The following is a 26,594-nucleotide window of genomic DNA, read 5'->3' as shown; positions in this document are numbered from 1 at the left end:
ACATCTGTTTGAACGATGCAAAGATACGCATCATCGGCGAGTGGAGAAAGAGTCTTTCAGGTAAATTCCAATAATCAGCAGCAAAGTCAGCAGTTCGGCAAGAGGGACGGCAAGCCAAATACCTTTTATTCCCAGTATCGGAGGCAGGAGCAGGAAGCCTGTCAACATAAACAATGTTCCCCGGAAAAGGGTGATGACAGTGGCTCGCCGGGCACGTTCGATACTTTGATAATAACCGATACCAACTATGTTGAGTGCAAAGAACAGATAACCGACTGCAAAATACGGAATTCCATCTACTGCAATGTCATACGCTTTGTAACTTTTGTCGATGAATAGTCCTACTATTTCGTGATTGAATACAAGAGTTGCGGTAAAGAATAAAATACCACATCCCAAAGCTGTTTTCAATGCCAGTCGGATGGTACGTGCCACTCTGCCCGGATTCTGTTGCCCGAAATTGTAACTGATGATGGGCTGTGCCGATTGGGCGATGGCGTTGTATACCATAAAGATAATAGGAAAGAAGTAACACACGATGCTGAATGCTGCTACACCACTTTCTCCCAAATGGCTGATAAATACGTAATTCCCCAAAAACATCATACTGGCTATAGATGCTTCGCTGATGAATGCCGAAGAGCCGAGCCTCACCATATAGCCGATATTGCGGAAGGTAAGCTGCATACTTTTCCGGCTAAGTTTGATACGATAAATGCCCACGTTGCGGGAAAAACGGAGTAGATAAATAAGAGTCATCAATCCGCCGACCATAGTTCCCAAACTGGTGGCAAAGGCAGCTCCCATCATTCCCCAACCTAATTGGAAGATGAAAATATAATCGAGTACGATATTGATAATGGCTGATACGGCATTGCACATCATAGCATAGTTGGGCGATCCGTCCAGACGGATATAAAACATGCCGGCACTCAAAAGCAGATAGAAAACGAGAAAAGGAACATACCAGTTCATGTATTCCACTACCAACGGCAGCAATCGTTCCGAACTGCCGAGTAATCGTCCTATCGGTTCTGCAAAGTAGCAGCAAAGTGCTGATAATATCAGGATCAGGAGGGATGAAAAGGCAAGTGCCTGTGTGATATTGATACTTGCCACTTTTCGTTTGCCTTGTGATAAATGGATGGACGCCACGACAGATGCACCCACTCCGAACATCAATCCGATGCCGGTGGTGATCATAAATAGCGGGGCCGTGATATTGACTGCCGCCAAGGCGTCGCTACCAATTCCTTTACCGACAAAGATACCATCGGTAATTACAAAAATGGCGGAAAAAACCATTCCGAGTACTGTTGGAATCAACAACTTCCTGAACAGTCTCGGGATTTCCATGTTTCCGAAATCAATACTGTCTTTCATAAAATCTATGTTTTTTTTAGCGGATGCAAAGATACGTCTATGGAAAAGAAGAAAAGTTACCAATTGATAAGAAATGCGATGTGCCGGATATTGGTACATTATTTATTTCCTTCTTTCGGAAATAATGTGTATGTTTGCTATTGAACCAATATACAAATGTACTATGAACGGTAATTATGTCATCAATATCGGCCGTCAATTGGGCAGTGGCGGAAAAGAGATCGGGGAAAAACTGGCAGCCAGGTTAGGCATTGATTTTTATGATAAAGAGCTGATTAATCTGGCTTCAGAGGAGAGTGGACTTTGTCGGGAATTTTTTGAGAAGGCGGATGAAAAAGCTTCCCAAGGTATTATAGGTGGATTGTTTGGGATGCGTTTTCCTTTTATCAGTGATGGTGCTATGCCCTGTACCAATTGTCTGAGTAATGATGCTCTCTTTAAAATTCAGAGTGATGTCATCCGGCATCTTGCAGCAGAGAAATCTTGTGTATTCGTGGGGCGCTGTGCCGATTACATTTTGCGCAAACATCCCCGTTGCGCCAATATTTTCATTTCTGCTTCGCACGAAGACCGCGTGGCGCGTTTGTGCCGTATTCATGGCATTTCTGAGGAAGCTGCTGAGGAAAAAATGAATAAGGCAGATAAGAAACGCTCCGAATATTATAATTATTACAGTTATAAAACTTGGGGAGCGGCTGCAACCTATCATCTTTGTATTGACTCTTCGGTATTGGGAATCGATGAAACGGTAAGGTTTATAGAAGAGTTTATAGTTAAAAAACTAAATTTATAAATCAGAATCGGGCATGCTATAATATGTTAATGGCCAACTACGGTGTAAATGAAAACACAGTAATTGGCCATTGCTATTTTTGATTTGTTACATCATTAACAACAAAATCATTTGTCCCGCAAGGATACGGAGGAACATAGACAGCGGATATACTGTAGAATAGCCTACTGCCGGAGCATCGCTACCGGTTGCCTGGTTGGAATATGCCAATGCGGGAGGGTCTGTATTACTACCCGCAATCAATCCCATCAACATGAAATAATTAATTTTATAGTATGATCGTGCTATAATTCCGATAATCAGCAAAGGGATAATCGTAATCAGGAAACCACAACCTACATAAAGCAGACCGTCTCCATGGATCACAGTATCCACAAAATTAGCTCCGGCTTCGATGCCCACACTGGCAAGGAAAAGAACAATGCCGATTTCACGTATCATCAGGTTGGCACTTTGAGTTGTGTAGGTCACCAGATGTAATTTGTGTCCGAAACGTCCTATCAGGATAGCCACCACCAATGGTCCGCCGGCAAGACCGAGTTTTACCGGAGTCGGCATGCCTGGGAATGCAATGGGAAGGCTGCCGCAAAGGATACCCAGGAAAATACCTACGAACAATGTGACAATGTTCGGTTCGTTAAGGCGCTTCAGTGAATTACCCAGTACACTCGCTACTCGCTCTACAGCATCTTCGGAGCCTACCACCATGACACGGTCACCTACCTGAAGTACCAGATTCGGGTTGGCAAAAAGATCGACACCCGAACGGTTCACACGCGTGATGTTGACATTGTACATGCTGCGGAAGTTCAACATACCAAGTTTCTTTCCATTAATTTCCGGTTTGGTTACCAGAATACGACGGGATACCATCGGCATATCTTGCTTTTCCCAGTCTACTTGCACTTCACGTCCGATAAAGGCTACAATAGCATCTGAGTCTTCTTCTGAACAGACCACAAATAATTGGTCGTTCTGTTCCAGAATAGTACTGTGATTCGGAATGCTGACGTGTCCGTCTTTACGGATACGTGAACAAACAAACGGACGTCCGAGGAAGCTGCTGATTGTGCCCAGAGTTTTTCCGTAGATGGCTTCATTATGCACTTCCAGGCTCATCAGGTGTGGTTTGTGGTGTGTACCGTCAGTTTCTTGATTCCAGTTTTCTTCTTCTTTGGCGAAATTGATACGGAAGATGTAGCGGACAGCAATGATGGAGCCTATAATACCCACTACTCCTAACGGATAAGCACAGGCATAGCCTAATGCGATCTGTGGCCCGGAGTAGCTCAATTGATTCAGTGCTTCTTGTGCGGCACCGAGCCCCGGGGTGTTTGTGACTGCGCCGTATAGGATACCCACCATCATAGGGAGCTCGATTCTGCCTCCCAGAATGAAATAAAGTGCCATTGCTACGGCGATGTTTAAGACCACAATTCCTACGGCCAGCATGTTCAGGGTCATTCCGCCTTTCTTGAATGAAGAAAAGAAAGAAGGCCCCACTTGGAGACCGATACAGAATACGAACAATATCAATCCGAATTCACGGATGAAATGTAGGATATGGGTATCGCCTGTGAAGCCAAAATGTCCCATCAGGATGCCGGCAAACAAAACAAAAGTAACCCCTAACGAAACTCCGAAGATTTTGATTTTTCCCAAATAGACACCTGCTGCCACTACGAAGGCGTAGAGGAAAACAATGTGGGCTACGGAGTTGGGGTTCCATAATAAATCTTGTAACCAATCCATAATATAGTAGTTTATAATTTTTTGTAAACGGGTGCAAAATTAGCTATAACCTCGGAGGTAATCAAATATTTGCCTGCCTTTTATTTTAAGGGAAGCACGGGGGGACGGCTCTTTCATTTTACAACCGTCTTCCTCCCTTGTCTTTCCTCCCCCCTCAAAAAAAGCCTTCCATTCGCACACGAGGCTGTGTCGAAACTTTTTTCACCACGGAGTAGCACAGAGCCTTTTTGCTAATAATCAACAATTTAAAATCGCCTCTGTGTCACTCTGTGTCCTCTGTGGTGAGTTTTGACAGCCTCTCGTTATTTCTTTTTTAAGAAAGAATTCGGGCGGCTATTACCGGAGAAGTGTAGTAGATTAACCATTGTCATAAAACTCTTTAGTCCATCCTGCATACCCGGGCCGGTGAGCCCGCATACCCGGGCCGATGGGCCCGCATACCCGGGCTGATGAGCCCGCATGCCCGGGCTGAGATAAAGATCCGGCCATTTGTACTAAAGATAGTAAGGAAAATGAAATGCTTTTAGAGAGATAAACGGATAAGAAATTGGATATATCCATTTGCTTTACAGTCTGTTATCACTGAAATATCCCCTAAAACAGTGGGTGGAAGATGGAAGATAGGGGTGGAAGATAAATGGCATAAAAATCGCATCTTCCACCAAGTTATGTGTCTCACAATCAGTAATATGTGTTCTGAAAGGTGGAAGATGGAAGATCGAAACGTGTTTTTTGTATGAGAGCAAGGCAGGTTAAATGAAAGAGCCGTGGTACGGAGGCGGTGGGTAGTGCGAATTTTCCCTAAAAAAAGCGTAGGGTTTAGACTATTTCAGTATATTTGCAAGTCGCAATCTTACATTTTGATAAAGGATTCAGAGAAATAAATTGAGATAACAATCTTATTTTAATTTTAAATAAATAAACTATGGCAGACAGTAAAGAAAAACTCTTCTCAGATTTTTCTCCTGTTTCCACCGAGAAGTGGATGGAGAAGGTCACAGCCGACCTGAAAGGAGCTGATTTTGAGAAGAAACTCGTTTGGAAGACAAACGAAGGATTCAAGGTAAAACCTTTCTACCGGATGGAAGACCTGGAAGGACTGAAAACAACCGATGCGCTTCCCGGAGAATTTCCTTATTTAAGAGGTACAAAGAAGAACAGTAATGAGTGGTTGGTTCGCCAGGAGATTAAGGTGGAATGTCCGAAGGAAGCCAACGCCAAGGCTCTGGATATTCTGAATAAAGGTATCGATTCTCTTTCTTTCCATGTGAAGGCTAAAGAACTCAATGCGGAATACATTGAGACTTTGTTGAACGATATTTGTGCAGAATGTGTTGAGTTGAATTTTTCTACTTGTCAGGGGCACGTGGTAGAACTGGCTGATTTGCTGGTAGCTTATTTTCAAAAGAAAGACTATGATTTGACAAAGCTGCAAGGCTCTATCAATTACGATTTCTTCAATAAAATGCTGACAAAAGGCAAAGAGAAAGGGGATATGGTACAAACAGCCAAAGCGCTGATCGAAGCTACTGCCCAATTGCCTAAATACCGTGTACTGAATGTGAATGCCCTGACACTGAACAATGCAGGTGCTTATATTTCTCAGGAATTGGGATATGCATTGGCATGGGGTAATGAATATATGAGTCAGTTGACCGAAGCTGAACTTCCTGCTGCCATCGTAGCAAAAAAGATTAAGTTTAATTTCGGTATCAGTTCTAATTACTTCCTTGAAATTGCAAAGTTCCGTGCTGCCCGTATGTTATGGGCTAACATAGTGGCTTCTTACAACCCGGAATGTCTGCGTGATTGCGAAAATAAAGGACCTAACGGAGAATGCCGTTGCGCTGCTAAAATGAAGGTACATGCTGAAACATCTACTTTTAATCTGACTCTGTTTGATGCTCATGTAAACTTGCTTCGTACACAAACTGAGGCAATGTCGGCTGCTCTGGGTGGTGTAGATTCAATGACGGTGGTTCCTTTTGACAAGACCTATGAAACTCCGGATGAGTTTTCCGAACGTCTGGCCCGTAACCAGCAACTGCTGTTGAAAGAAGAATCACATTTTGATAAAGTAATTGACCCGGCTGCCGGTTCTTACTACATTGAAAATCTGACAGTCTCTATTGCTAAGCAGGCATGGGAAATCTTCCTTGCCATTGAAGAAGAAGGAGGCTTCTATGCAGCATTGAAAGCCGGTACTGTTCAGGCTGCTGTGAATGAAAGCAATAAAGCACGCCATAAAGCTGTGGCTCAGCGTCGCGAGATTCTGCTGGGTACTAACCAGTTCCCAAATTTCAATGAAAAAGCGGGTGATAAGAAGCCGGTAGAAGCCACATGCTGTTGTGGTGGACACGATACTTGTGAAAAAGATGTTACTACATTGAACTTCGATCGTGCGGCAAGTCAATTTGAGGCGTTGCGTCTTGAAACCGAAGCCAGTGGGAAACGTCCGAAAGCATTTATGCTGACGATCGGTAATCTGGCTATGCGGCAGGCACGCGCACAATACTCTTGTAATTTCCTGGCTTGTGTCGGATATGAGGTGGTTGATAATCTTGGTTTTGAAACGGTTGAAGCAGGCGTAGAAGCTGCGATGGCTGCAAAAGCCGATATTGTGGTGCTCTGTTCAAGCGATGAAGAGTATGCACAATATGCTGTTCCGGCTTTCCAGGCTTTGAATGGCCGCGCCATGTTCATCGTTGCCGGAAATCCGGAATGCGCCGAAGAACTGAAAGCAGCCGGTATTGAGAACTTCATCCATGTACGTGTAAATGTACTGGAGACACTTAAAGAGTTCAACGCTAAATTATTGAAGTAAGATGAGAAAAGATTTTAAAAACTTAGATATCTACGCAGCATTCCAGCCCGCTAATGGTGCAGAATGGCAAAAGGCTAACGGAATCGAGGCCAACTGGAAGACTCCGGAACACATCTGCGTAAAGCCTGTTTACACAAAAGAAGACCTTGAAGGAATGGAACATCTGGACTATGCTGCCGGTCTTCCTCCTTATTTGCGTGGTCCGTATTCGGTGATGTATACCCTTCGTCCATGGACTATCCGCCAGTATGCAGGGTTCTCTACAGCTGAAGAGTCGAATGCTTTCTATCGTCGTAACTTAGCTTCCGGACAGAAAGGCCTGTCGGTTGCTTTTGACTTGGCTACACACCGCGGTTATGACCCTGACCATGAACGTGTGGTAGGTGACGTTGGTAAGGCCGGCGTGTCTATCTGTTCGCTTGAAAATATGAAAGTCTTGTTTGATGGCATTCCTTTGAACAAGATGTCTGTATCTATGACAATGAATGGTGCCGTACTTCCGATTATGGCATTTTATATCAATGCCGGATTAGAACAGGGAGCCAAACTTGAAGAGATGGCCGGAACGATCCAGAATGATATTCTGAAAGAATTTATGGTGCGTAATACCTATATTTATCCGCCTGCATTCTCTATGAAGATCATCTCTGATATTTTTGAATATACTTCACAGAAGATGCCGAAGTTCAACTCTATCTCCATTTCTGGTTATCACATGCAGGAAGCAGGTGCCACAGCTGATATTGAGTTGGCTTATACGTTGGCTGATGGTCTGGAGTATCTTCGTGCCGGTGTTGCTGCAGGTATCGATATCGATGCTTTTGCTCCGCGCCTCTCTTTCTTCTGGGCTATCGGAACAAACCATTTTATGGAAATTGCCAAAATGCGTGCTGCACGTATGTTATGGGCAAAGATCGTGAAACAGTTTAATCCGAAGAATCCGAAGTCGCTTGCATTGCGTACTCACTCGCAGACTTCCGGTTGGTCATTGACTGAGCAAGATCCGTTTAACAATGTAGGACGTACTTGTATCGAGGCTATGGCTGCTGCGCTGGGACATACTCAGTCGTTGCACACCAATGCGCTTGATGAAGCTATTGCTTTGCCGACAGACTTTTCTGCCCGTATTGCCCGTAATACTCAGATTTATATTCAGGAAGAAACTTATATTTGCAAGAACGTAGATCCGTGGGGTGGTTCTTACTATGTAGAGTCATTAACTAATGAACTGGCTCACAGTGCTTGGGAACATATTCAGGAAATTGAGAAGTTGGGCGGTATGGCGAAAGCTATCGAAACCGGTATTCCGAAGATGCGTATTGAAGAGGCTGCTGCCCGGGCACAAGCTCGTATCGACAGTGGTTCACAGACTATCGTCGGTGTAAATAAGTATCGTCTTGAGAAAGAAGACCCGATTGATATTCTTGAAGTTGACAATACCGCTGTTCGTAAAGAGCAGATCGAGAACCTGAAGCGTTTGAAAGAAGGCCGTAACCAAGCTGAGGTGGACAAAGCATTGGCTGCCATTACCGAATGTGTCAAAACCGGTAAGGGCAATTTACTTGAGTTAGCTGTAGAAGCTGCTCATGTTCGTGCAACATTGGGTGAAATCTCGTATGCTTGCGAACAAGTAGTAGGACGTTATAAAGCAATAATTAGAACTATATCAGGCGTGTATTCATCAGAAAGCAAAGGCGACGCTGACTTTAAGCGTGCTTGCGAACTCACTGAGAAGTTTGCAAAGAAAGAGGGACGTCAACCTCGTATTATGGTTGCAAAGATGGGCCAGGACGGTCACGATCGTGGTGCCAAGGTAGTAGCTACCGGTTATGCCGACTGTGGTTTCGACGTGGATATGGGACCGTTGTTCCAGACTCCTGCGGAAGCAGCTCGTGAAGCGGTAGAGAATGATGTTCACGTAGTCGGAGTTTCTTCGTTGGCTGCAGGGCACAAGACATTGGTTCCGCAGATTATTGAAGAATTGAAGAAGTTGGGACGTGAAGATATCGTAGTAATAGCCGGTGGTGTAATTCCTGCCCAGGATTATGACTTCTTGTATAAGGCCGGTGTAGCTGCGATCTTTGGTCCGGGTACTCCGGTGGCTAAGGCTGCTTGTCAGATTCTGGAAATCCTGATGGATGAAGAATAAAAAAACAGTCTTTGAGAAATGATAAACGAAGAGGCGGAGTATTGCAATACTCCGCCTCTTTATGATTTTAGTTCTATTCCGGTCAATATCATCTACGTATTATTTATGGAATAAATGGTTGCATGACTATTATTGGGGGGTGAAGGAGAATGCAAGCGCGTTCACCTCTGTTTTCAGATTCTGAGGTAAATAGACACGTACCCGATTGTTCTTTATTTCCCATCTTACTTTTTTACCGTTTTGAAGGCAGTAAACAGCACTTCCTTTAGCAGGAATATTATTTTCCCATTCTATGTAGTTAGGAAGAGTCCGGGCTTTCGGATCACTGTATAATGCATACATTGTTTTTTTGTTTTTGTTCATGGTAAACCAGATGCCTTCACTATGATAGTCAGGAGTCGTAACGGTATTGTAGATAGCCGGGCCGTTTTTCGTCATCCATTCTCCTATAGTGTCCAACCGGCTGACAATTTCTTCTTGTAATATTCCTTCAGGGGTAGGGCCGACACCGAGTAGTAAACTTCCGCCTTTAGCTACGATTTCCATTAACTTTGCTATCACTGTAGTGGGTGATTTGAATACCGCATGTGGAGTGTATCCCCAGTCTACTCCCAGTGTCATGCAAGTCTCCCATGGGTAGGGAAGTTGTTTGTCCGGGATTTGTTGTTCCGGGGTCTGATAATTTTCGTATTTACCATGGATGGTGCGGTCTACGAATAAAATACCCGGTTGTGCTTTTCGTGCCATTTGCGATATACGGTCCATGTCCAATACCGATTGGGTTCCGGGGTTATTTACCCATCCTCCGTCTAACCATAAAATGTCGATAGAACCGTAGTTGTGCATCAACTCGCTGATTTGGTTGTAAGTGAACTCTTTGAATTGATTCCAGCGCCAGGGGTTCTTTTCTATATTGTAATTCTGTGTACGGCGGGGAGTAGCGTAGCGGGGCCACCAATAATATTCCGAGTGCCAGTCCGGTTTAGAAAAATAGGCTCCTACCATTAAGTCGTTGTTGCGAAAAGCTTCAAACACATATTTGGCTACATCTGCCCGGGGATTTGTTTTGAAAGGACCCTTTGAAATTGAAAAATCGGAGTAAGCCGTGTTGAACATATTGAATCCATCGTGATGTTTGGTGGTGAAGATGGCATAACGCATACCTGCCGCTTTGGCAGCCTGTGCCCACTGTTCCGGGTTGAAACGGGTAGGATTGAATGAATCTTTCAATCCCCAGTACCATTTTTTATAATCTTCATAGGCAATGGTACTATCACGCGGTATCCAATCCGCTTCTTCCGAACAGATGGACCATGATTCTACAATTCCGGCAACGGAATATAATCCCCAGTGAATCAGCATTCCGAACTTCTGGTCCTGCCAGTGATGGAGTTTCCTGACCACCAGAGAATCTTCAGGAGGTGTATATTGGTCAGAGCGTTCATGGACATATTGTGCTTTCGCATTGAAAGCAAATACAAAGAGTAAGGTAAGTGCAAATAATAATTTGTAGCTTTTCATGTCTTTTTAAATTTTAAAGATTGTACAGAGCAAAGCTACAAAATAAATGGCGATGGATTACTACTTCCCCCTTTCTATTTTTTTGTATCTTTGTCTGCTCAATTCTCATTATAATAAAAAACAAATGATAGTTTGCATTGCCGAAAAGCCCTCTGTGGCACGTGATATTGCTGATATATTAGGAGCCCGCGAACGGAAAGAGGGGTATATTGAGGGGAACGGATACCAGGTAACCTGGACGTTCGGCCATCTTTGTACCCTGAAAGAACCCCATGAATATACTCCCGGATGGAAATCATGGAGTTTGGGCAGTCTGCCTATGATTCCTCCTCGTTTTGGCATTAAACTGATAGAGAACCCTACTTACGAAAAGCAATTCCGTATTATTGAAAGGTTGATGCAACAGGCCGATGAGATTATCAATTGTGGTGATGCCGGCCAAGAAGGAGAGCTGATTCAGCGGTGGGTGATGCAGAAAGCCGGAGCGCGGTGTCCGGTAAAACGTTTGTGGATTTCTTCGCTGACCGAAGAGGCTATTAAAGAGGGTTTTGCAAAGTTAAAAGATCAGGATGATTTTCAACCGCTTTACGAGGCAGGTATGTCCAGAGCCATTGGCGACTGGCTGCTTGGGATGAATGCTACGCGGCTTTATACCGTAAAATATGGACAGAACCGACAAGTGCTTTCTATCGGACGTGTTCAGACACCTACTCTTGCTCTTATTGTCAATCGGCAGCTTGATATTGAAAATTTTCAGCCAAAACAATATTGGGAACTGAAAACAATGTACCGTGATACGACTTTTTCTGCCCTTATTCGTAAGAGTGATGAAGAGTTGGCTGCTGAAGAAGAAAAAGCCGGTGGCAAGACTAAGAGAACAGAGAACCGGGGCATTGACCCGATAGCTAACCGTGACGAGGGGATGGCATTGGTGGAACGTATTAAAAACCTGCCTTTCGTGGTAACTTCTGTGGTTAAGAAAGATGGGAAAGAGTATGCTCCCCGTCTGTTCGACTTGACCTCTCTTCAGGTGGAGTGCAATAAGAAATTTGCTTATTCTGCTGACGAGACCCTGAAACTGATTCAGTCGCTTTATGAAAAGAAAGTGACTACTTATCCGCGTGTAGATACTACTTTCCTCAGTGATGATATTTATCCCAAATGTCCGAATATCTTAAAAGGGCTGAAAGATTACGAAGTACTGACTGCACCGTTGTCCGGAACTTCATTGCCTAAGTCAAAAAAAGTTTTTGATAGTTCGAAAGTAACCGATCACCATGCCATTATTCCCACAGGGGTTCATCCGCAAAATCTGACGGATATGGAACGTAAGGTTTTCGATCTGATAGCCCGTCGGTTTATAGCCGTTTTTTATCCTGATTGTAAAGTCTCTACCACGACTGTAATGGGGGAGGTAGATGGCATTGAATTCAAGGTGACTGGCAAGCAGATTCTGGAACCGGGATGGCGTGTGGTCTTTTCCAAAGATGTGAAAGATCCGAATGAAGAAAAAGAAGGTGAAGAGGAGAATGTACTTCCTGTTTTCGTGAAAGGAGAAAGTGGCCCGCATCTACCCGACTTGAATGAGAAATGGACTCAGCCACCTAAACCTTATACCGAAGCCACTCTGCTTCGTGCGATGGAAACTGCCGGTAAATTGGTTGACAACGATGAACTTCGAGATGCGTTAAAAGAAAATGGTATTGGTCGGCCGTCTACCCGTGCAGCTATTATCGAGACCCTTTTTAAGCGTAATTATATCCGTAAGGAGAAAAAGAACCTGATAGCTACCCCTACAGGAGTGGAATTGATCCAGTTGATTCATGAAGAGTTGTTGAAATCAGCTGAGTTGACGGGTATTTGGGAGAAAAAGTTACGTGAGATAGAGAAGAAGACTTATGATGCACGGCAGTTTCTTGAAGAGTTAAAGTTGATGGTAGCCGAAATAGTCAACAGTGTTCTGTCTGATAATACGAACCGCCGTATCACTATTCAGGAAGCGGCGACGGCGGAAGAAGAAAAGAAGAAGAAAGAACCGAAGAAACGAGAACGTAAACCCACTACTCCGAAAGAGAAAAAGATGAAAGTCATTTCTGCAACTGAGAATGCGTCTCCTGCCACCGGATCGGCTCAACCGGATGTGCTGACAGGGGCAGACTCTTTGGTGGGACAACTTTGTCCGCTTTGCGGAAAAGGAACGATTATTAAAGGTAAAACTGCTTATGGTTGTTCCGAATGGAGAAATGGATGCACTTATCGGAAAGCCTTCGAGTAGTCTTGTTGTTTTGTTAATACATAATTTTAACTGAACTATTTTGCAAAAGGCTCGTTATTAATACCACTTATCAATTAATAATGAGCCTTATGAATACAATGTTCTTCAATGCAGTATCTTGCTTTTTCGTATGTGCCGGTCTTATCATAGCCCTTATTCTGGCAATTAATGTAATATTTCACAAACAATCCATGAAGATAATGAATATAGTCTGGGTGCTTACCGGGCTGTGGGGACATTATTTTGCGTTGTTTGCCTATTATACTTTTGGTATCCGGAAAGATAGCATGGTAGAAGTGGCTCCCGTAGAAAGTATGAAGATGGATATGAAAATGCCGATGGAGATGGATATGCCTGATATGCGTCCCAAATGGCAGTCCATCACTTTGTCTGCTTTTCATTGCGGGGCTGGTTGTACGCTGGCAGATCTTATTGGAGAATGGTTTACTTACTGGGTACCTTTACGGATAGGGGGGAGCTTGATAGCAGGCAGCTGGGTACTTGATTTTGTTTTAGCATTGGTTATAGGCGTTTTCTTTCAATTTGCCGCAATCCGTGAAATGGAGAAAATCTCTTTTAGTAAAGCTGTTTCGCGTGCCTTTAAGGCCGATTTCTTTTCATTGTTAGCCTGGCAGGTGGGTATGTATGGTTGGATGGCTGTTGTTACTTTTGTACTTTTTACAGATGCACCTCTTGAGAAAACATCCTGGACATTTTGGTTTATGATGCAGATTGCCATGCTTTTTGGTTTTATCTTATCCTATCCGGTGAACGCATTGTTAATCAAAGCGGGTATCAAAAAAGGAATGTAATTTTCTGATTCAGGAAAAATAGCCCAAAGAGCATTGATTCTTAGAAAATATCTATATATTTGCAGATACACACCTCCTTAAATTATACTATTATGGACCGATATCTGCTTTTTGACCGGTTTTCACAGCAAGCGTTGCAGACTTTGCATCGCTATCGTGCCGTTATGTTCAGCCCTACCATGTTTCTGTAATTGTAAGTTGAGATTATTTTCTGATTCAATACATTACTTTAACATTGATTTCTTATGGACAGACCAACTATTGCTGAAGTAAACGAATGGGTACTGAAACTCTACAATACCTGTGAAGCAACCATTACAAGTGAAGAGCGTCGTGAGCAACATAAATATGCCGTAATGGTGCAGCGTCCTCAAGATAAAAAATTCCTGGTGAAAATGCTGGACGAATCTTCCCAGATACGTGACCGGAAGAAACTTGCCAAACGAATCAAAACACTGATAGATGAATATGGAGTTCCTGAATTTCTAAATAAAAGGGATACTTTTCTTTTTAAAATGTATCAGGCTTTCGGACATCATTTTGATTTTATCGCTATCCCTATTATCAAGAAGCGATTGCGTACGGATACCTCTAAAGTGATTATTGACGAATCGCGTCCGAACCTGACAGAACATTTAGCGACTCGTTTTAAAGAGAAGATCGGACAAAACGTCAATTTGTTGGGGGAAGTGGTTTTGGGTAATGGAGAGGCTGATCATCGGTATCATCATTATCTGGAAGCTTTGGAATCTCCGGATATAAATTATATATCGGTTAAAATCTCCGGCATCTATGCTCAGACACATGCATTGAATTATCGGGAGAGTTTTCCTGAATTGGTCAGACGCATGTCTGCTCTTTATCAAAAGGCGATCGATAATCCATATGTAGACGAAGACGGGCTGAAACGTGCTAAGTTTATCAACCTTGATATGGAGGAGTATAAAGATGCACATTTCACTATGCGCCTGTTTAAAGAGGTGCTGAGCAAACCCGAGTTTAAAAATTATTCGGCCGGTATTGTCGTTCAGGCATACTTGCCCGACGCTTATGATTTTCAGACTGAGTTGCTTGAGTTTGCCAAAGCACGGGTAGAATCCGGGGGGGCACCTATCAAGATGCGTCTGGTGAAAGGCTGTAATCTGGAAATGGAAACCGTTATTTCTTCACTTCGTGGATGGCCTAATCCGGTACGCCCGTCAAAGACGGAAGTAGATGCCAATTATTTGCATTTGTTGGAGCGTGGCTTACAACCCGAAAATGCTGAAGTGCTTCATTTGGGAGTTGCTTCGCATAATCTGTTCTCTATAGCATATGCCTATTTGTTGAGCCGGAAATTGGGTACATCAGACTATATGACGTTTGAGATGCTTGAAGGAATGGCCAATCATTTGTGGCGTGCACAGTCTATGTTAGGTAACCGGGTGATTCTCTATACTCCGGTTGTGAAAGACGAACATTTCCTCAATGCAGTGTCTTATCTGGTGCGGCGTATGGATGAAAATACGGCTCCTGATAATTTTCTGACCCATTCGTTCAATTTGAAGCCGAATACCGATACCTGGAACTTTCTGGCTCAACAGTTTGAAGATGCTTATGCGATGAAAGATCATCTGACTCATACTTCGCCACGAGTACAGGATCGGAATAAACCTTATACGTCGGCTATGCCTTCAGACCGAATGGAAAATGAGCCGGATACAGATTTCGACCTGAAGCAAAACCAGGAGTGGGTGGAGAAGATATTTGCCAAATGGAAAAAGTCGAAAGAGGATGTGCCCGAAATTATTCCATTGCAAATTGGAACTGAAAATATAATTACGGAGAAACGTTATAAATATCTGGATCGTTGCCAGGAAGAGGATGTTTGTATATGTGAGATGTCACAGGCCAATGCGGAGCAGGTGGAACGGATACTTTCTATAGCCGAAGCCGATCCTGCCGGATGGAGAAAAACCAAATTGGAAGACCGGCATAAGATGATGTATGCTGCTGCCAATAATCTGGCGGAGATGAGGGGAGATTTGATAGGCTGTATGTGTGCAGTAACCGGAAAAACAGTTGTTGAAGGAGATGTAGAAGTATCTGAAGGAATCGACTATGCACGTTTTTATACTACAACGATGAGAACTTTTTCGGAGTTGGGTGATGTTAGTTTAACAGCAAAGGGGACTGTACTGGTTATTTCTCCATGGAATTTTCCTTGTGCCATTCCCATAGGTGGCATTGTTGCCGGCCTGGCCGGGGGAAATACTGTTATACTGAAACCTGCTACGGTGGCAGCTCCGGTGGCTTGGTTGTTTGCCAAAGCTTTTTGGGATGCGGGAGTACCCAAAGAAGCATTGCAAGTGATCATAACTGATCGGGAGGCTTTGAAGCTGCTTACCACTTCTCCGATAGTGAAACATATTATTTTGACCGGTGGTACAGATACAGCCCGTAGTATAGCAAAATCAGCTCCGGTTACTCCACTTTCGGCAGAGACCGGAGGAAAGAATGCCATTATACTTACCGCTTCCGGTGATCGTGACCATGCTATTATGAATATTGTTTCTTCTGCTTTTGGCAATGCAGGACAGAAATGTTCTGCCTGTTCGTTGCTGTTAGTGGAACGTTCGGTCTATGAAGATAAGAGTTTCCGTGAGAAACTGATTGATGCGGCTACCAGTCTGAAAGTAGGGAGTGTCTGGGATCCGGGCAATGTAGTGGGGCCTATGATAACAAATAAAAATGAAAAATTACTGCAAGCATTAGTGCTGGAACCCGGGGAGACTTGGTTAGTGCCGCCAAGATTCATTGATAAGAAGCAATATATACTGGCTCCTACTGTAAAGTGGGGAGTGAAGCCGGGTAGTTACTCTTTTCGCACCGAGTTGTTCGGTCCGTTGTTGAGTGTGGCTTGTATTGAAGATTTACAGGAAGGAATTGAGTTGGTGAATGGATTGGATTATGGCTTGACATCCGGCCTCCAGAGTCTGGATGAAACCGAACAAAAGATCTGGAAAAATTCGTTAATGGCCGGAAATCTGTATATCAATCGGGGTATAACAGGGGCTATTGTCAACCGGCAGCCATTTGGCGGGATGAAACTTTCGGCTTTCGGTGGAGGAGTGAAAGCTGGTGGCCCGAACTATTGCAGTTGCTTTGTAAAAATAGCCGATAAACCTGATAGTAAAACCGACTATCGTCAAAGCTATACTAAAGCCTTTCAGGAGGAATTTTCAAAGCCGAGGGATATAAATGATCTTTATGGTGAACAGAATTTGTTCCGTTATTTGCCACTGAAGAGTATGGTATTGAGGCTTTTCCCGGATGACAGGAATGAAACAGCAGAGATGATAGTATATGCTGCCCGGTTGTGTGGAACTCCACTTACCATTAGTTATGACCCATCGGACGATCGTACCGAAGCTTTGGCAGACACAGGTTGTCGGTTGAGGAAGGAGACAATGGATTCATTTATCAGTAGTATTTCCGAATACGAACGTATCCGTACCTGCTCACCGGAAATACCCGTGAAAATATACGAAGCAGCTGTACAGACTGACAAGTATATTGCTACAGCACCTCCGGTGAAAGACGGAAGGGTAGAGTTGATACATTATATTAAAGAGCAAAGCATTGCTTTTGAGTACCATCGGTACGGAAGTATTTCGGAAGTACCTGCCTGTGAATAAAACTAATACTCTATGGTTTTGTTATCTAAATGCAGATAACAAAACCATTTTAATTAATAAAAAGAGTATGAGAAAGAAAATTATGATGGCAGCTTTGGTTACTATAGCTGTCAATTTGATCTGGGGTGGACAGCCTGCGAAAGCATGTACACGTGCAGTTTACATTGGACCGGATAATATGGTGATTACCGGACGTACGATGGATTGGAAAGAGGATATTCAGTCTAATTTATATCTTTTTCCCCGTGGTATCAAACGTGCAGGGTACGATAAAGGAAATACGGTAGAATGGACTTCGAAGTATGGCAGCATTGTGGCTACCGGGTATGATATCGGTACTTGCGACGGCATGAATGAAAAAGGGTTGGTTGCCAGTCTCCTGTTTCTACCGGAGTCTGTCTATACCCGTCCCAATGACACCCGCCCTGTAATGGGGATCAGTATTTGGACACAGTATGTGCTTGATAACTTTGCAACAGTACGTGAAGCTGTTGAAGAGCTAAGTAAACAAACCTTCCGCATTGATGCTCCGAACATGCCTAATGGCTCTGCATCTACATTGCATATGGCTATCACTGATGAAACGGGTAATTCCGCTATTCTGGAGTATATCAATGGAGACCTGATCATCCATGAAGGTAAAGAATATCAAGTAATGACAAACTCTCCCCGTTACGATCTTCAATTGGCTGTGAATGATTATTGGAAAGAGGTAGGCGGTTTGAATATGTTGCCGGGAACCAACCGTTCAAGTGACCGTTTTGTGCGTGCTTCTTTCTATATTCATGCTATTCCGCAGACATCGGATGCGAATATTGCTGTACCGAGTGTATTGAGCGTGATGCGGAATGTATCTGTTCCTTTCGGAATCACAACTCCGGACAAGCCGTATATTTCTTCCACACGTTGGCGTTCGGTTTCTGATCAGAAAAATCGGGTATACTACTTTGAGTCGACTTTGACTCCCAATCTGTTCTGGGTAGATTTGAATAGGGTTGATTTTAGTCCGAGTGCAAATATCAGGAAATTATCTTTGACACACGGGGAAATTTATACAGGAGACGCAGTGAAAGATTTCAAAGACAGTAAATCGTTCACATTTATGTTTGAGTTGCCATGATAAGTCTTACCACAAATAACACGGATTAAAACAGCATTCAATTTTAGGTCGCAACGGAACCTGATTGATATCTGTTTTAATCCGTGTTATTATTTGTGATAAGAAGCTTACTTTTTACTGTATGTCAGATGAAATTCTACAACTGCCTCGATCCCTTTTCTGAATATATCCAGAGAGAAGTTTTCATTAGGCGAATGGATAGCATCCGATTCCAGTCCGAATCCCATAAGTACGGTTTTTATTCCTAACACCTGTTCGAAGGTTGATATAATAGGGATACTCCCTCCGCGACGTACGGCCAATGGTTTTTTACCGAAGGCTATTTCAAATCCTTTTTCTGCTGCCTGATAGGCCGGTAGTGATATAGGGCATACATATCCTTGTCCTCCATGCATCGGTGTCACTTTTACATCCACTGTAGCCGGAGCGATTCGGCGGAAGTAGTCTGCAAAAAGATCTGAGATTACATGATGGTCTTGGTGCGGAACCAGCCGACACGATACCTTGGCATAGGCTTTTGACGGGAGTACGGTTTTAGAGCCTTCACCGGTATAGCCACCCCAAATGCCACAAATATCGAATGAGGGGCGGCAACTGTTTCTTTCCAGGGTACTGTATCCCTTTTCACCAAAAAGCTCTTTTACACCGATGGCTGCCTTGTATTTTTCCTCATTAAAAGGAATATGGGCGATCATTTCCCGTTCTGCTTGTGGAACTTCTTCCACGGCATCATAAAATCCGGGGATCGTGATGCGTCCGTCAGCGTCAATTACTTTACTCAACATGCCGCAAAGCACATTAATCGGATTAGCTACAGCCCCACCGAAGTGGCCTGAATGCAAGTCGCGATTTGGACCTGTTATTTCGATTTCCCAATAGGCCAAACCACGCAGCCCGGTAGTTAATGAAGGAAGATCGGCACCCAACATACTGGTATCTGATACCAGTATGATATCGGCCTTTAGTAGTTCCTTATGCTCTTCACAGAAGGCCTCCAGACTTGGTGAACCGATTTCTTCTTCTCCTTCGAAAATAAATTTCACATTGTTTTTCAGCAGATTGTATTTTACGAGATACTCAAAAGCTTTTACTTGAATAAATGCTTGTCCTTTGTCGTCATCGGCACCTCGCGCCCAAATATGTCCGTCACGTATTTCCGGTTCAAAAGGTTGGCTTTTCCACAAATCGAGAGGTTCGGCAGGCATCACGTCATAATGCGCATATATCAATACCGTTTTAGCGTTAGGGTCTACTATCTTTTGTCCGAATACGATAGGATTTCCTTTTGAAGGCATAACGATGGCTTCATCTGCTCCGGCTTCGAGTAATAATTGTGTCCAGCGTTGTGCACATGCCAGCATATCGTCATGATGTTCCGGTAATGCGCTGATACTGGGAATACGGATGAGGCTGAATAAATCCTCCATCATCATCGGTTCGTTCTCTGCAATATATTTCTGAATTTCGTTCACGTTGAATAATTTTAAAGTTGCGTCATTCTGTCCAATAAATAATAGTCGAGTATGGTCATTGCTGCCATGGCTTCTACAATAGGTACTGCACGTGGCAATACACATGGGTCGTGACGTCCCCTGGCTTTCAATGTGGTATCGATGCCGTCGATATTAACAGTTTCCTGTTCCATCAGTACCGTGGCTACCGGTTTGAATGCTACCCGGAAGAAGATATCTTGCCCGTTACTGATCCCCCCTTGGATTCCTCCGGAGTGGTTGGTTCGTGTTTCTATCCGCCCATTATTGTTGTAGAACACATCGTTTTGCTCTGATCCTTTTTGTTTGAGTCCTTTGAAACCGTCTCCATACTCAAAAGCCTTTGCAGCATTGATACTCAGCATGGCATTTCCCAATGCGGCATGTAGCTTACCGTATACAGGCTGTCCAAGTCCGATAGGACATCCTTTGATGACACAAGTCAATACGCCTCCAATGGTATCTCCTTCACCCTTGATTTTATAAATCAAATCCTGCATTTCTTTTGCTTTTTCGGGGTCCGGACAACGCACCGGATTGCTTTCAATCAGGTCAAGGTCGTAATCTGTATAATTGCCCTCCAATTTAATTGGACCTACCTGTGAAGTATAAGCTGTGATGTGAATTCCCAATTGACGCAATGCGAGTTTTGCCAAAGCACCACCCACTACCCTTGAAATGGTTTCACGTGCAGAAGAACGTCCTCCACCACGGTGATCACGGATTCCATACTTTACAGTGTATGTATAATCGGCATGTGACGGACGATATACTTTTTCCAGGTTATTATAGTCGTTTGAATGTTGGTTCTCGTTCCATACGATAAACCCGATGGGGCATCCTGTAGATTTTCCTTCGAAAATGCCCGAAAGAAATTCTACCTTATCAGCTTCTTTGCGTGCAGTGGTAATGACCGACTGCCCCGGGCGACGGCGGTTCAGTTCTTGCTGAACGAACTCCTCGTCGATAGTGATACCTGCTGGAAATCCATCAATCACTCCTCCGATTCCTTTACCATGAGATTCGCCAAAGCTGGTTAGTCTGAAAATATTGCCAAATGAATTGAACATATTGAATAAGGCTTTAAAGTTTAGTATATGCAAATATAACAATAAATTTCAGGAAAGAGTTGTTCTCTTCGGTTTTCCTTCATAAGGGGAGATTGAATTTCGCTGTAATAGATGCCGGCTTTTGTTTGTCCTCTAATTAATACAAGAAAGAAGATTAGCAATTATAAAGGAATTTTATAGTTAAAAAGAGAGGTTTCTTGACTACCTTTAATGAATTTTTGCTTATTTTGCGCAACTGATGTTGTCAGAAGTCATGCGATATGTATAATAATGATCCCGTTGAGAGTAGTAATGCGAAGTGGCAGTCATTTCTGGAAGGAGATGACAATGCTTATGCATGGCTGTATTCTCAATATGTTCAGCAACTCTATCAATATGGGTGTCGCTTTACTACAGATACAGAGATGGTGAAAGACTGTGTCCAGGATGTTTTTGTGAATATCTACAGACAGAAAGGTAAATACTCTTCTCCTCCTGCCAATATTAAAATCTACTTAATGTCTTCGTTAAGGAATTCTATCTTTAATGTCTTTAATAAAGGGAGTTTACATGACACTTATATCTCTAATATAAATTATGAGTTCGATTTGTCGGTAGAAGAAAAAATTATTGAGACCGAAGATGAAACATCTCAGAAACATACTGTTGCCCATTTGTTGAATACGCTTTCTCCCCGACAGCGTGAAATCATCTATTATCGTTTTTTTGAAGGGCTGGATTACAGTTCTATTTGTGAGCTGATGGGGCTTAATTATCAGTCAGCCTATAATTTACTTCAGCGATCTCTTACCCGCTTGCGTGAAATGTATGGTATATTGCCATTTTTCTTTCTATTCTAATTCCTTGTTTTTCAGCTGGTAATAGAAATTCAATAAAAAAATCCGCTTTTCACTGAGTAGATTTCAGAGCTCTGTCTGTCTTTTTATAAAAAGAAGAAAATGGAGCGAACTCACTATATACACTATACCGCAGCTGATTTGTTGAACGACGGACCTTTTCTGGACTCAATGCAGCATCCTACGGAACAAAGTGAAGATTTTTGGGCAAGATTGGAAAAAGAAGACAGCGATTTTGCCAAAGAGTTACATATGGCTCGAAGTTTTTTAAAGATTGTAGCCGTAAGTCCTCAAAAGCAGATGACAGACGATGAAGTGGGAATACTTTGGGAACGAATCAGCTATCAGGTAGCGGTTGAGAAAAAAGCGAGAAGAGGAAAAAAACGATTAATTTTCCTGCGTGTAGCGAGTATTGCTGCCTGTATATCAATGTTGGTCTTGAGCAGTTATTTTGTTTTTTCCCTTATTGCTTTTTATGAAGAAAGTTCATTTTACAGTTTGGCCAGTATCTCCCAACCGGATCATAGCGATGACATACAGTTAGTCTTGTCGAAAGGGCAGAAGGTGGTTATGGATGGGAAAGAAAGTAAATTACACTATAAGAAGGGTGGTAAAATAGCCATCAATTCCGGAACGGCTCAGGCAGATGAAGAAGGGGGCGCAGGTTATAATCAGTTAATAGTTCCTTCCGGAAAACGTTCTTTTATAACATTTTCCGACGGGACACGAATAGCCGTGAATGCTAATACCCGTGTGGTATATCCGACAGAGTTTGCGGCACATAGGCGGGAGATTTATGTGAATGGAGAAGTCTACCTTCAGGTATCTCCTGATAAAACCCGGCCTTTCATCGTAAAGACCAATCGGATGGAAGTAGAGGTGCTGGGCACGAAATTTAATGTGAGTGCTTATGATTCTGCAGAGGAACAATCGGTGGTTTTGGTATCCGGTAAAGTGAAAGTGGATACACATAAGCATCCCGAGAAAGTTCTTAACCCCAATGATATGTTAACTTATGATGACCAAGGGAACGAGTTGCGGATAAATACAGTGGATGTGTCTGAATATATCAGTTGGGTAGAAGGCTATTATTGCTTTGAGCGTGAAAAGATTGAAGTAATCATCGAAAAGTTATCTCAATATTATGGAAAACACATCACAGCTGATTCGGGGCTGATCGGGTTAACCTGTAGTGGTAAGCTTGATTTACGGGAAGATTTATGGGATGTTTTGGAAATGTTAAGTAAAACCATACCTGCGAAAGTAGAGATCAGAGAGAACCATTTTTTATTAACCAAGTAATTTCTAATAGTATGAAACAAGGACCTTAAATTTTTTAAGAAAGGGTTGGATAATACCCTCATATCATCCAACCCCTGATTAGATTAAACTACGTAAAAACAAATTTGTTAATCAAATCGTACAAATGTATGAATAATCATGGAATATTTAGTCCCAATAGGACTAAAGTAGGAACTTTATTATCAATAAAAAGTATTTTTTTATTTTTGTTATTCACTTTTGCATTCGAAATAGCTTATGCTTCAAGTGTTTACTCGCAAACCAAAGTCTTTACTATGCAATCTGCCGGAAAAACCGTACTACAGGTTTTTAAGGAGATAGAGAAGAATAGTGAGTTTATCATCTTTTACAGGGATGGTGTTATTGACTTGAACCGGAAAGTTAGTGTAAATGTGGTTAATCAGTCGGTCGAAAAAATATTAGAGCAATTATTGGCACATACCGATAATGGATTTACCATTAAAGACCGTCAGATCATTATTTATAAAAAAGAAACTTCCGAGTCCGCCTCTGCCCCTCAGCAGAAGGCTAAAATCAAAGTTACCGGAGTCGTTACCGATGCAAAAGGAGAGTCAGTCATCGGTGCAAACGTAGTGGTAAAAGGAAATCCTGCTATCGGTGCCATAACCAATATGGAAGGACGTTATGAAGTCATGCTTCCGTCGGATGATGTGATTTTGCTGGTCTCATACCTGGGATATAATACCGAAGAAATCAAGGTGAAAGGACGTCGTAACATCAATGTCGTATTGCACGAAGACTCAAAAGCGCTTGATGAGGTAGTGATAGTCGGTTACGGTAAACAGAAAAAAGAGAGTGTGGTGGTATCCATGAGTTCGATAAAACCCAAAGACATTGTCGTTCCTTCCCGAAGCCTGAATAACAGCCTTGCCGGTCAGGTGGCAGGTCTGATTGCGGTCCAGCGTTCCGGAGAGCCCGGTTATGATAATGCCGAATTCTGGATTCGCGGAGTCAGTACTTTTGCCGGAGGAACTTCTCCGCTTGTACTTGTCGACGGAGTTCCCAGAAATATGAGTGATATTGAACCGGATGAAATAGAAACATTTTCTGTACTGAAAGATGCGGCCGCTACTGCCATTTATGGTGCGGAAGGAGCTAACGGTGTAGTACTGGTGACTACTAAGCGCGGACGGGTTGAGAAGGCTAAAATATCTTTTAAGACAGAACATACGATTTCGTCACCTACTCGTCTTCCGGAATTTGTTGGTTCTGCCGATTATCTGAGCCTGTATAACGAAGCATTGCGCAATGATGGAGAGGGACCTCAATTTTCTGATGAACTGATAGCCCATTACCGTAACAACGATGATCCGGATCTGTACCCTAATACCAATTGGATTGACGAACTTCTTCGTAAGAATACCTTCAGCCACCGTTATACACTCAATGTACGCGGTGGTACGGAAAAGGCCAAGTATTTCGTATCAGGTGCCTATTTTAATGAAAGCGGATTGTTCAAGAACAGACCGAATGGGATTTATGATACCAATATCGGTATTGACCGGTTTAATCTGCGTTCTAATATTGATATGGCTGTATCTTCTACTACTACAGTAGGAGTAGATCTTGCCATGCAATATCTCATTAATAATTATCCGGGAACAGGTACTTCCACCATTTTCCGTTCCATGTTGATCACTCCTCCCTATGCTTTCCCGGCTGTGTACAGTGACGGAACAGTAGCTACTTATGCTCAGGAAAGAGATGCCAATATGCGTAACCCTTATAACTTATTGATGAACTCCGGTTATGCAAAAGAATACAGAACCGGTATCCAGTCAAAAGTAAATGTCAATCAAAAACTCGATTTCATTACCAAAGGTTTGTCTGCCAACCTGAATATAAGTTATGACTATGACAGCGAGATGATTATCCGTCGTGAATATAATCCGACACGATATCATGCTACTGGTCGTGATGAATTGGGACAACTGATTTTCTCTACGGTTGTATCGGGTAACCCGGATATTCAGGATCCCAAAAACAGTGCGACATCTGCCACCAAGAAAATTTATATCGATGCGTCTGTCAACTACAAACGTACGTTTGGAAAACATGACGTGGGGGCCATGTTGCTGTATATGCAGAAAGAGACACAACAGCACAATGTTCCTCTTCCTTTCCGTAAGCAGGGGTTTGTGGGCCGTGCCACTTATGGCTATGACGGACGCTATTTTGTCGAAGGCAACTTTGGTTATACCGGTTCCGAAGCATTTGCCGAAGGTAATCGTTTCGGCTTTTTCCCGGCAGTCGGTGCCGCTTACTATCTTTCTAACGAATCATTCTATCCGGAAGCGGTAAAAAAGATAGTTAATAAACTAAAGCTGAGAGCATCTGTCGGACGTACGGGTAATGATAAAACGGGACAGGAACGCTTTTTGTATCGTCCTACTTTCACGACCAATGCCGGTGGATTTACACAGGGTATCGGAGATACTGGCGGAACCAACGGAATAGGTAACGGTATTGTTGAAGGACGTTTTGCAGCCCCCTATCTGGCTTGGGAAATTGAAGATAAGCAGAATTATGGTTTTGATCTTGGATTGTTCGATAACCGTATTGATATTATTTTCGATTATTTCCGTTCCGAACGTAGAGATATCTTGCTGCAACGCCGTACTGTTCCCCAGTTGGGCGGACTTCGTCAAGACCCATGGCAGAATTTTGGTAAGGTACGTAATCAGGGTGTGGATATGTCAATGAACCTCAATCAGCAGATAGGTAAACTGAAACTCAGCGCCCGTGGGACATTTACCTTTACGCGCAACAAAATTCTTGAATACGATGAGCTACCTCAGAAGTACGATTATCAAGCAGTTACCGGTACCCGGGTCAGCGAAAATACTCTTTATATTGCCGACCGGCTTTATACCGAGGACGATTTTATAGTCAGTACCAATGCCAACGGATTGAAAACCTATAAACTTCGTTCGGAACTTCCGCGTCCTACTTTGGGAGGATTGGTTGGTCCGGGTGATATCAAATACGTCGATGTAAATGGTGATGGTGTGATTGACTCTTACGACCAGGTAAGAGGAGTAGGGAACCCGAGTACCCCTGAAATTATTTATGGATTTGGCCTTAATGCCGAGTACAAGGGTTTCTATGCAAGTATCTTTTTTCAAGGGGCAGGCAATACATCTGTTCTTCTGGGAGGGGCTACTTCAGAAGGATGGTACCCGTTCTCCTGGGGTGTCGACCAGTCCAATTACCGTACGTTTGCTTTAGACCGTTGGACCGAGAGCAATCCCAGCCAGGATGTCATTATTCCGCGTTTGCATAAAAACAATGCCAATAATGCCAACAACCGGGTGGCAAGCACCTGGTGGCTGCGTGATGGTTCATTCTTACGACTGAAAAACATAGAGTTCGGTTATCAGCTTCCTAAGAAATTTATGGATAAGATTGGTTTTGAGGCTGCCCGTATTTATATTATGGGATATAATCTTGCTGTGTGGGACAAGATTAAGTATTTCGATCCGGAAGCCGGTAATGCCAACGCAGGTTTGAATTATCCTCTGCCACGTACTTTCACACTCGGTTTAGACTTTACATTCTAAAAAGAAAAA

At 43.1% G+C, this 26,594-nt stretch carries 15 protein-coding genes; 10 read left to right on the top strand and 5 right to left on the bottom strand.

Annotated elements, in window-relative coordinates:
• Positions 1-30: 30 nt before the first annotated feature.
• The gene (locus tag ISX59_RS14645; RefSeq protein WP_220576012.1) at positions 31-1,383 is read right to left on the bottom strand and encodes an MATE family efflux transporter; all 1,353 of its coding nucleotides are present in this window, start codon (positions 1,381-1,383) and stop codon (positions 31-33) included.
• 163 nt (positions 1,384-1,546) lie between these two features.
• Here ISX59_RS14645 and ISX59_RS14640 point away from each other — a divergent pair, with 163 nt between their 5' ends.
• On the top strand, positions 1,547-2,176 hold the full coding sequence (locus ISX59_RS14640) for an AAA family ATPase (protein ID WP_220576011.1): 630 nt from the start codon (positions 1,547-1,549) through the stop codon (positions 2,174-2,176).
• 87 nt (positions 2,177-2,263) lie between these two features.
• On the opposite strand, the gene ISX59_RS14635 is transcribed toward ISX59_RS14640, so the two are convergent.
• Positions 2,264-3,928, bottom strand: a complete 1,665-nt coding sequence (locus ISX59_RS14635) for a putative transporter (protein WP_032536999.1) — start codon at positions 3,926-3,928, stop codon at positions 2,264-2,266.
• Between the two features lie 925 nt (positions 3,929-4,853).
• Between ISX59_RS14635 and mutA the strand changes: the two genes are divergently transcribed.
• Complete coding sequence (gene mutA / locus ISX59_RS14630) at positions 4,854-6,752, top strand: methylmalonyl-CoA mutase small subunit (RefSeq protein ID WP_220576010.1); 1,899 nt, start codon at positions 4,854-4,856, stop codon at positions 6,750-6,752.
• A gap of 1 nt (position 6,753) precedes the next feature.
• Entirely contained in the window at positions 6,754-8,901 is a 2,148-nt protein-coding gene (gene scpA, locus ISX59_RS14625) for a methylmalonyl-CoA mutase (protein WP_005781369.1), read from the top strand.
• Between the two features lie 129 nt (positions 8,902-9,030).
• Here scpA and ISX59_RS14620 read toward each other — a convergent pair whose 3' ends face one another.
• Positions 9,031-10,422, bottom strand: coding sequence for an alpha-L-fucosidase (locus ISX59_RS14620; RefSeq protein WP_005781367.1), 1,392 nt, complete (start codon positions 10,420-10,422; stop codon positions 9,031-9,033).
• A 124-nt stretch (positions 10,423-10,546) separates the two neighbouring features.
• Here ISX59_RS14620 and ISX59_RS14615 point away from each other — a divergent pair, with 124 nt between their 5' ends.
• The 4 genes from ISX59_RS14615 (at position 10,547) to ISX59_RS14600 (ending at position 18,306) form a co-directional block, all read left to right on the top strand.
• Positions 10,547-12,697, top strand: a complete 2,151-nt coding sequence (locus ISX59_RS14615) for a DNA topoisomerase 3 (protein WP_005781365.1) — start codon at positions 10,547-10,549, stop codon at positions 12,695-12,697.
• An 89-nt stretch (positions 12,698-12,786) separates the two neighbouring features.
• Complete coding sequence (locus tag ISX59_RS14610; protein ID WP_005808413.1) at positions 12,787-13,509, top strand: DUF4396 domain-containing protein; 723 nt, start codon at positions 12,787-12,789, stop codon at positions 13,507-13,509.
• A 245-nt stretch (positions 13,510-13,754) separates the two neighbouring features.
• Complete coding sequence (locus tag ISX59_RS14605) at positions 13,755-17,186, top strand: bifunctional proline dehydrogenase/L-glutamate gamma-semialdehyde dehydrogenase (RefSeq protein WP_181996066.1); 3,432 nt, start codon at positions 13,755-13,757, stop codon at positions 17,184-17,186.
• Between the two features lie 67 nt (positions 17,187-17,253).
• Positions 17,254-18,306, top strand: coding sequence for a linear amide C-N hydrolase (locus tag ISX59_RS14600; protein WP_005821696.1), 1,053 nt, complete (start codon positions 17,254-17,256; stop codon positions 18,304-18,306).
• Positions 18,307-18,413: 107 nt separating this feature from the next.
• Here the strand turns inward: ISX59_RS14600 and ISX59_RS14595 are convergent, their stop codons facing one another.
• Together ISX59_RS14595 and aroC are read right to left on the bottom strand one after the other, a co-directional pair.
• Complete coding sequence (locus ISX59_RS14595; RefSeq protein ID WP_005821695.1) at positions 18,414-19,778, bottom strand: dipeptidase; 1,365 nt, start codon at positions 19,776-19,778, stop codon at positions 18,414-18,416.
• Positions 19,779-19,789: 11 nt separating this feature from the next.
• Positions 19,790-20,866: a chorismate synthase gene (gene aroC / locus ISX59_RS14590; protein ID WP_005808404.1), complete on the bottom strand. Its 1,077-nt coding sequence runs from the start codon at positions 20,864-20,866 to the stop codon at positions 19,790-19,792.
• Positions 20,867-21,126: 260 nt separating this feature from the next.
• Between aroC and ISX59_RS14585 the strand changes: the two genes are divergently transcribed.
• The 3 genes from ISX59_RS14585 to ISX59_RS14575 all read left to right on the top strand — a co-directional run bounded on the left by ISX59_RS14585 (position 21,127) and on the right by ISX59_RS14575 (position 26,585).
• Positions 21,127-21,705: an RNA polymerase sigma factor gene (locus tag ISX59_RS14585; protein WP_005781354.1), complete on the top strand. Its 579-nt coding sequence runs from the start codon at positions 21,127-21,129 to the stop codon at positions 21,703-21,705.
• A 99-nt stretch (positions 21,706-21,804) separates the two neighbouring features.
• Positions 21,805-23,004, top strand: coding sequence for a FecR family protein (locus ISX59_RS14580; protein WP_005821694.1), 1,200 nt, complete (start codon positions 21,805-21,807; stop codon positions 23,002-23,004).
• A 128-nt stretch (positions 23,005-23,132) separates the two neighbouring features.
• Positions 23,133-26,585: a TonB-dependent receptor gene (locus ISX59_RS14575; protein ID WP_032531998.1), complete on the top strand. Its 3,453-nt coding sequence runs from the start codon at positions 23,133-23,135 to the stop codon at positions 26,583-26,585.
• Positions 26,586-26,594: the final 9 nt, after the last annotated feature.

This window comes from Bacteroides sp. FSHCM14E1 (assembly GCF_019633785.1).
GTDB classification, from domain to species: domain Bacteria; phylum Bacteroidota; class Bacteroidia; order Bacteroidales; family Bacteroidaceae; genus Bacteroides; species Bacteroides hominis.
Note: the sequence above shows the minus strand (reverse complement) of the source record. Positions and strands in the feature narration are given on the sequence as shown.

Bases quoted from the DNA above. Each gene is read 5' to 3' on its own strand.
- ISX59_RS14605 (WP_181996066.1), top strand. From the start codon at position 13,755: ATGGACAGACCAACTATTGCTGAAGTAAACGAATGGGTACTGAAACTC.
- scpA (WP_005781369.1), top strand. From the start codon at position 6,754: ATGAGAAAAGATTTTAAAAACTTAGATATCTACGCAGCATTCCAGCCC.
- ISX59_RS14600 (WP_005821696.1), top strand. From the start codon at position 17,254: ATGAGAAAGAAAATTATGATGGCAGCTTTGGTTACTATAGCTGTCAAT.
- mutA (WP_220576010.1), top strand. From the start codon at position 4,854: ATGGCAGACAGTAAAGAAAAACTCTTCTCAGATTTTTCTCCTGTTTCC.
- ISX59_RS14610 (WP_005808413.1), top strand. From the start codon at position 12,787: ATGAATACAATGTTCTTCAATGCAGTATCTTGCTTTTTCGTATGTGCC.
- ISX59_RS14635 (WP_032536999.1), bottom strand. From the start codon at position 3,928: ATGGATTGGTTACAAGATTTATTATGGAACCCCAACTCCGTAGCCCAC.
- ISX59_RS14645 (WP_220576012.1), bottom strand. From the start codon at position 1,383: ATGAAAGACAGTATTGATTTCGGAAACATGGAAATCCCGAGACTGTTC.
- aroC (WP_005808404.1), bottom strand. From the start codon at position 20,866: ATGTTCAATTCATTTGGCAATATTTTCAGACTAACCAGCTTTGGCGAA.
- ISX59_RS14585 (WP_005781354.1), top strand. From the start codon at position 21,127: ATGTATAATAATGATCCCGTTGAGAGTAGTAATGCGAAGTGGCAGTCA.
- ISX59_RS14615 (WP_005781365.1), top strand. From the start codon at position 10,547: ATGATAGTTTGCATTGCCGAAAAGCCCTCTGTGGCACGTGATATTGCT.
- ISX59_RS14620 (WP_005781367.1), bottom strand. From the start codon at position 10,422: ATGAAAAGCTACAAATTATTATTTGCACTTACCTTACTCTTTGTATTT.
- ISX59_RS14575 (WP_032531998.1), top strand. From the start codon at position 23,133: ATGAATAATCATGGAATATTTAGTCCCAATAGGACTAAAGTAGGAACT.
- ISX59_RS14580 (WP_005821694.1), top strand. From the start codon at position 21,805: ATGGAGCGAACTCACTATATACACTATACCGCAGCTGATTTGTTGAAC.
- ISX59_RS14640 (WP_220576011.1), top strand. From the start codon at position 1,547: ATGAACGGTAATTATGTCATCAATATCGGCCGTCAATTGGGCAGTGGC.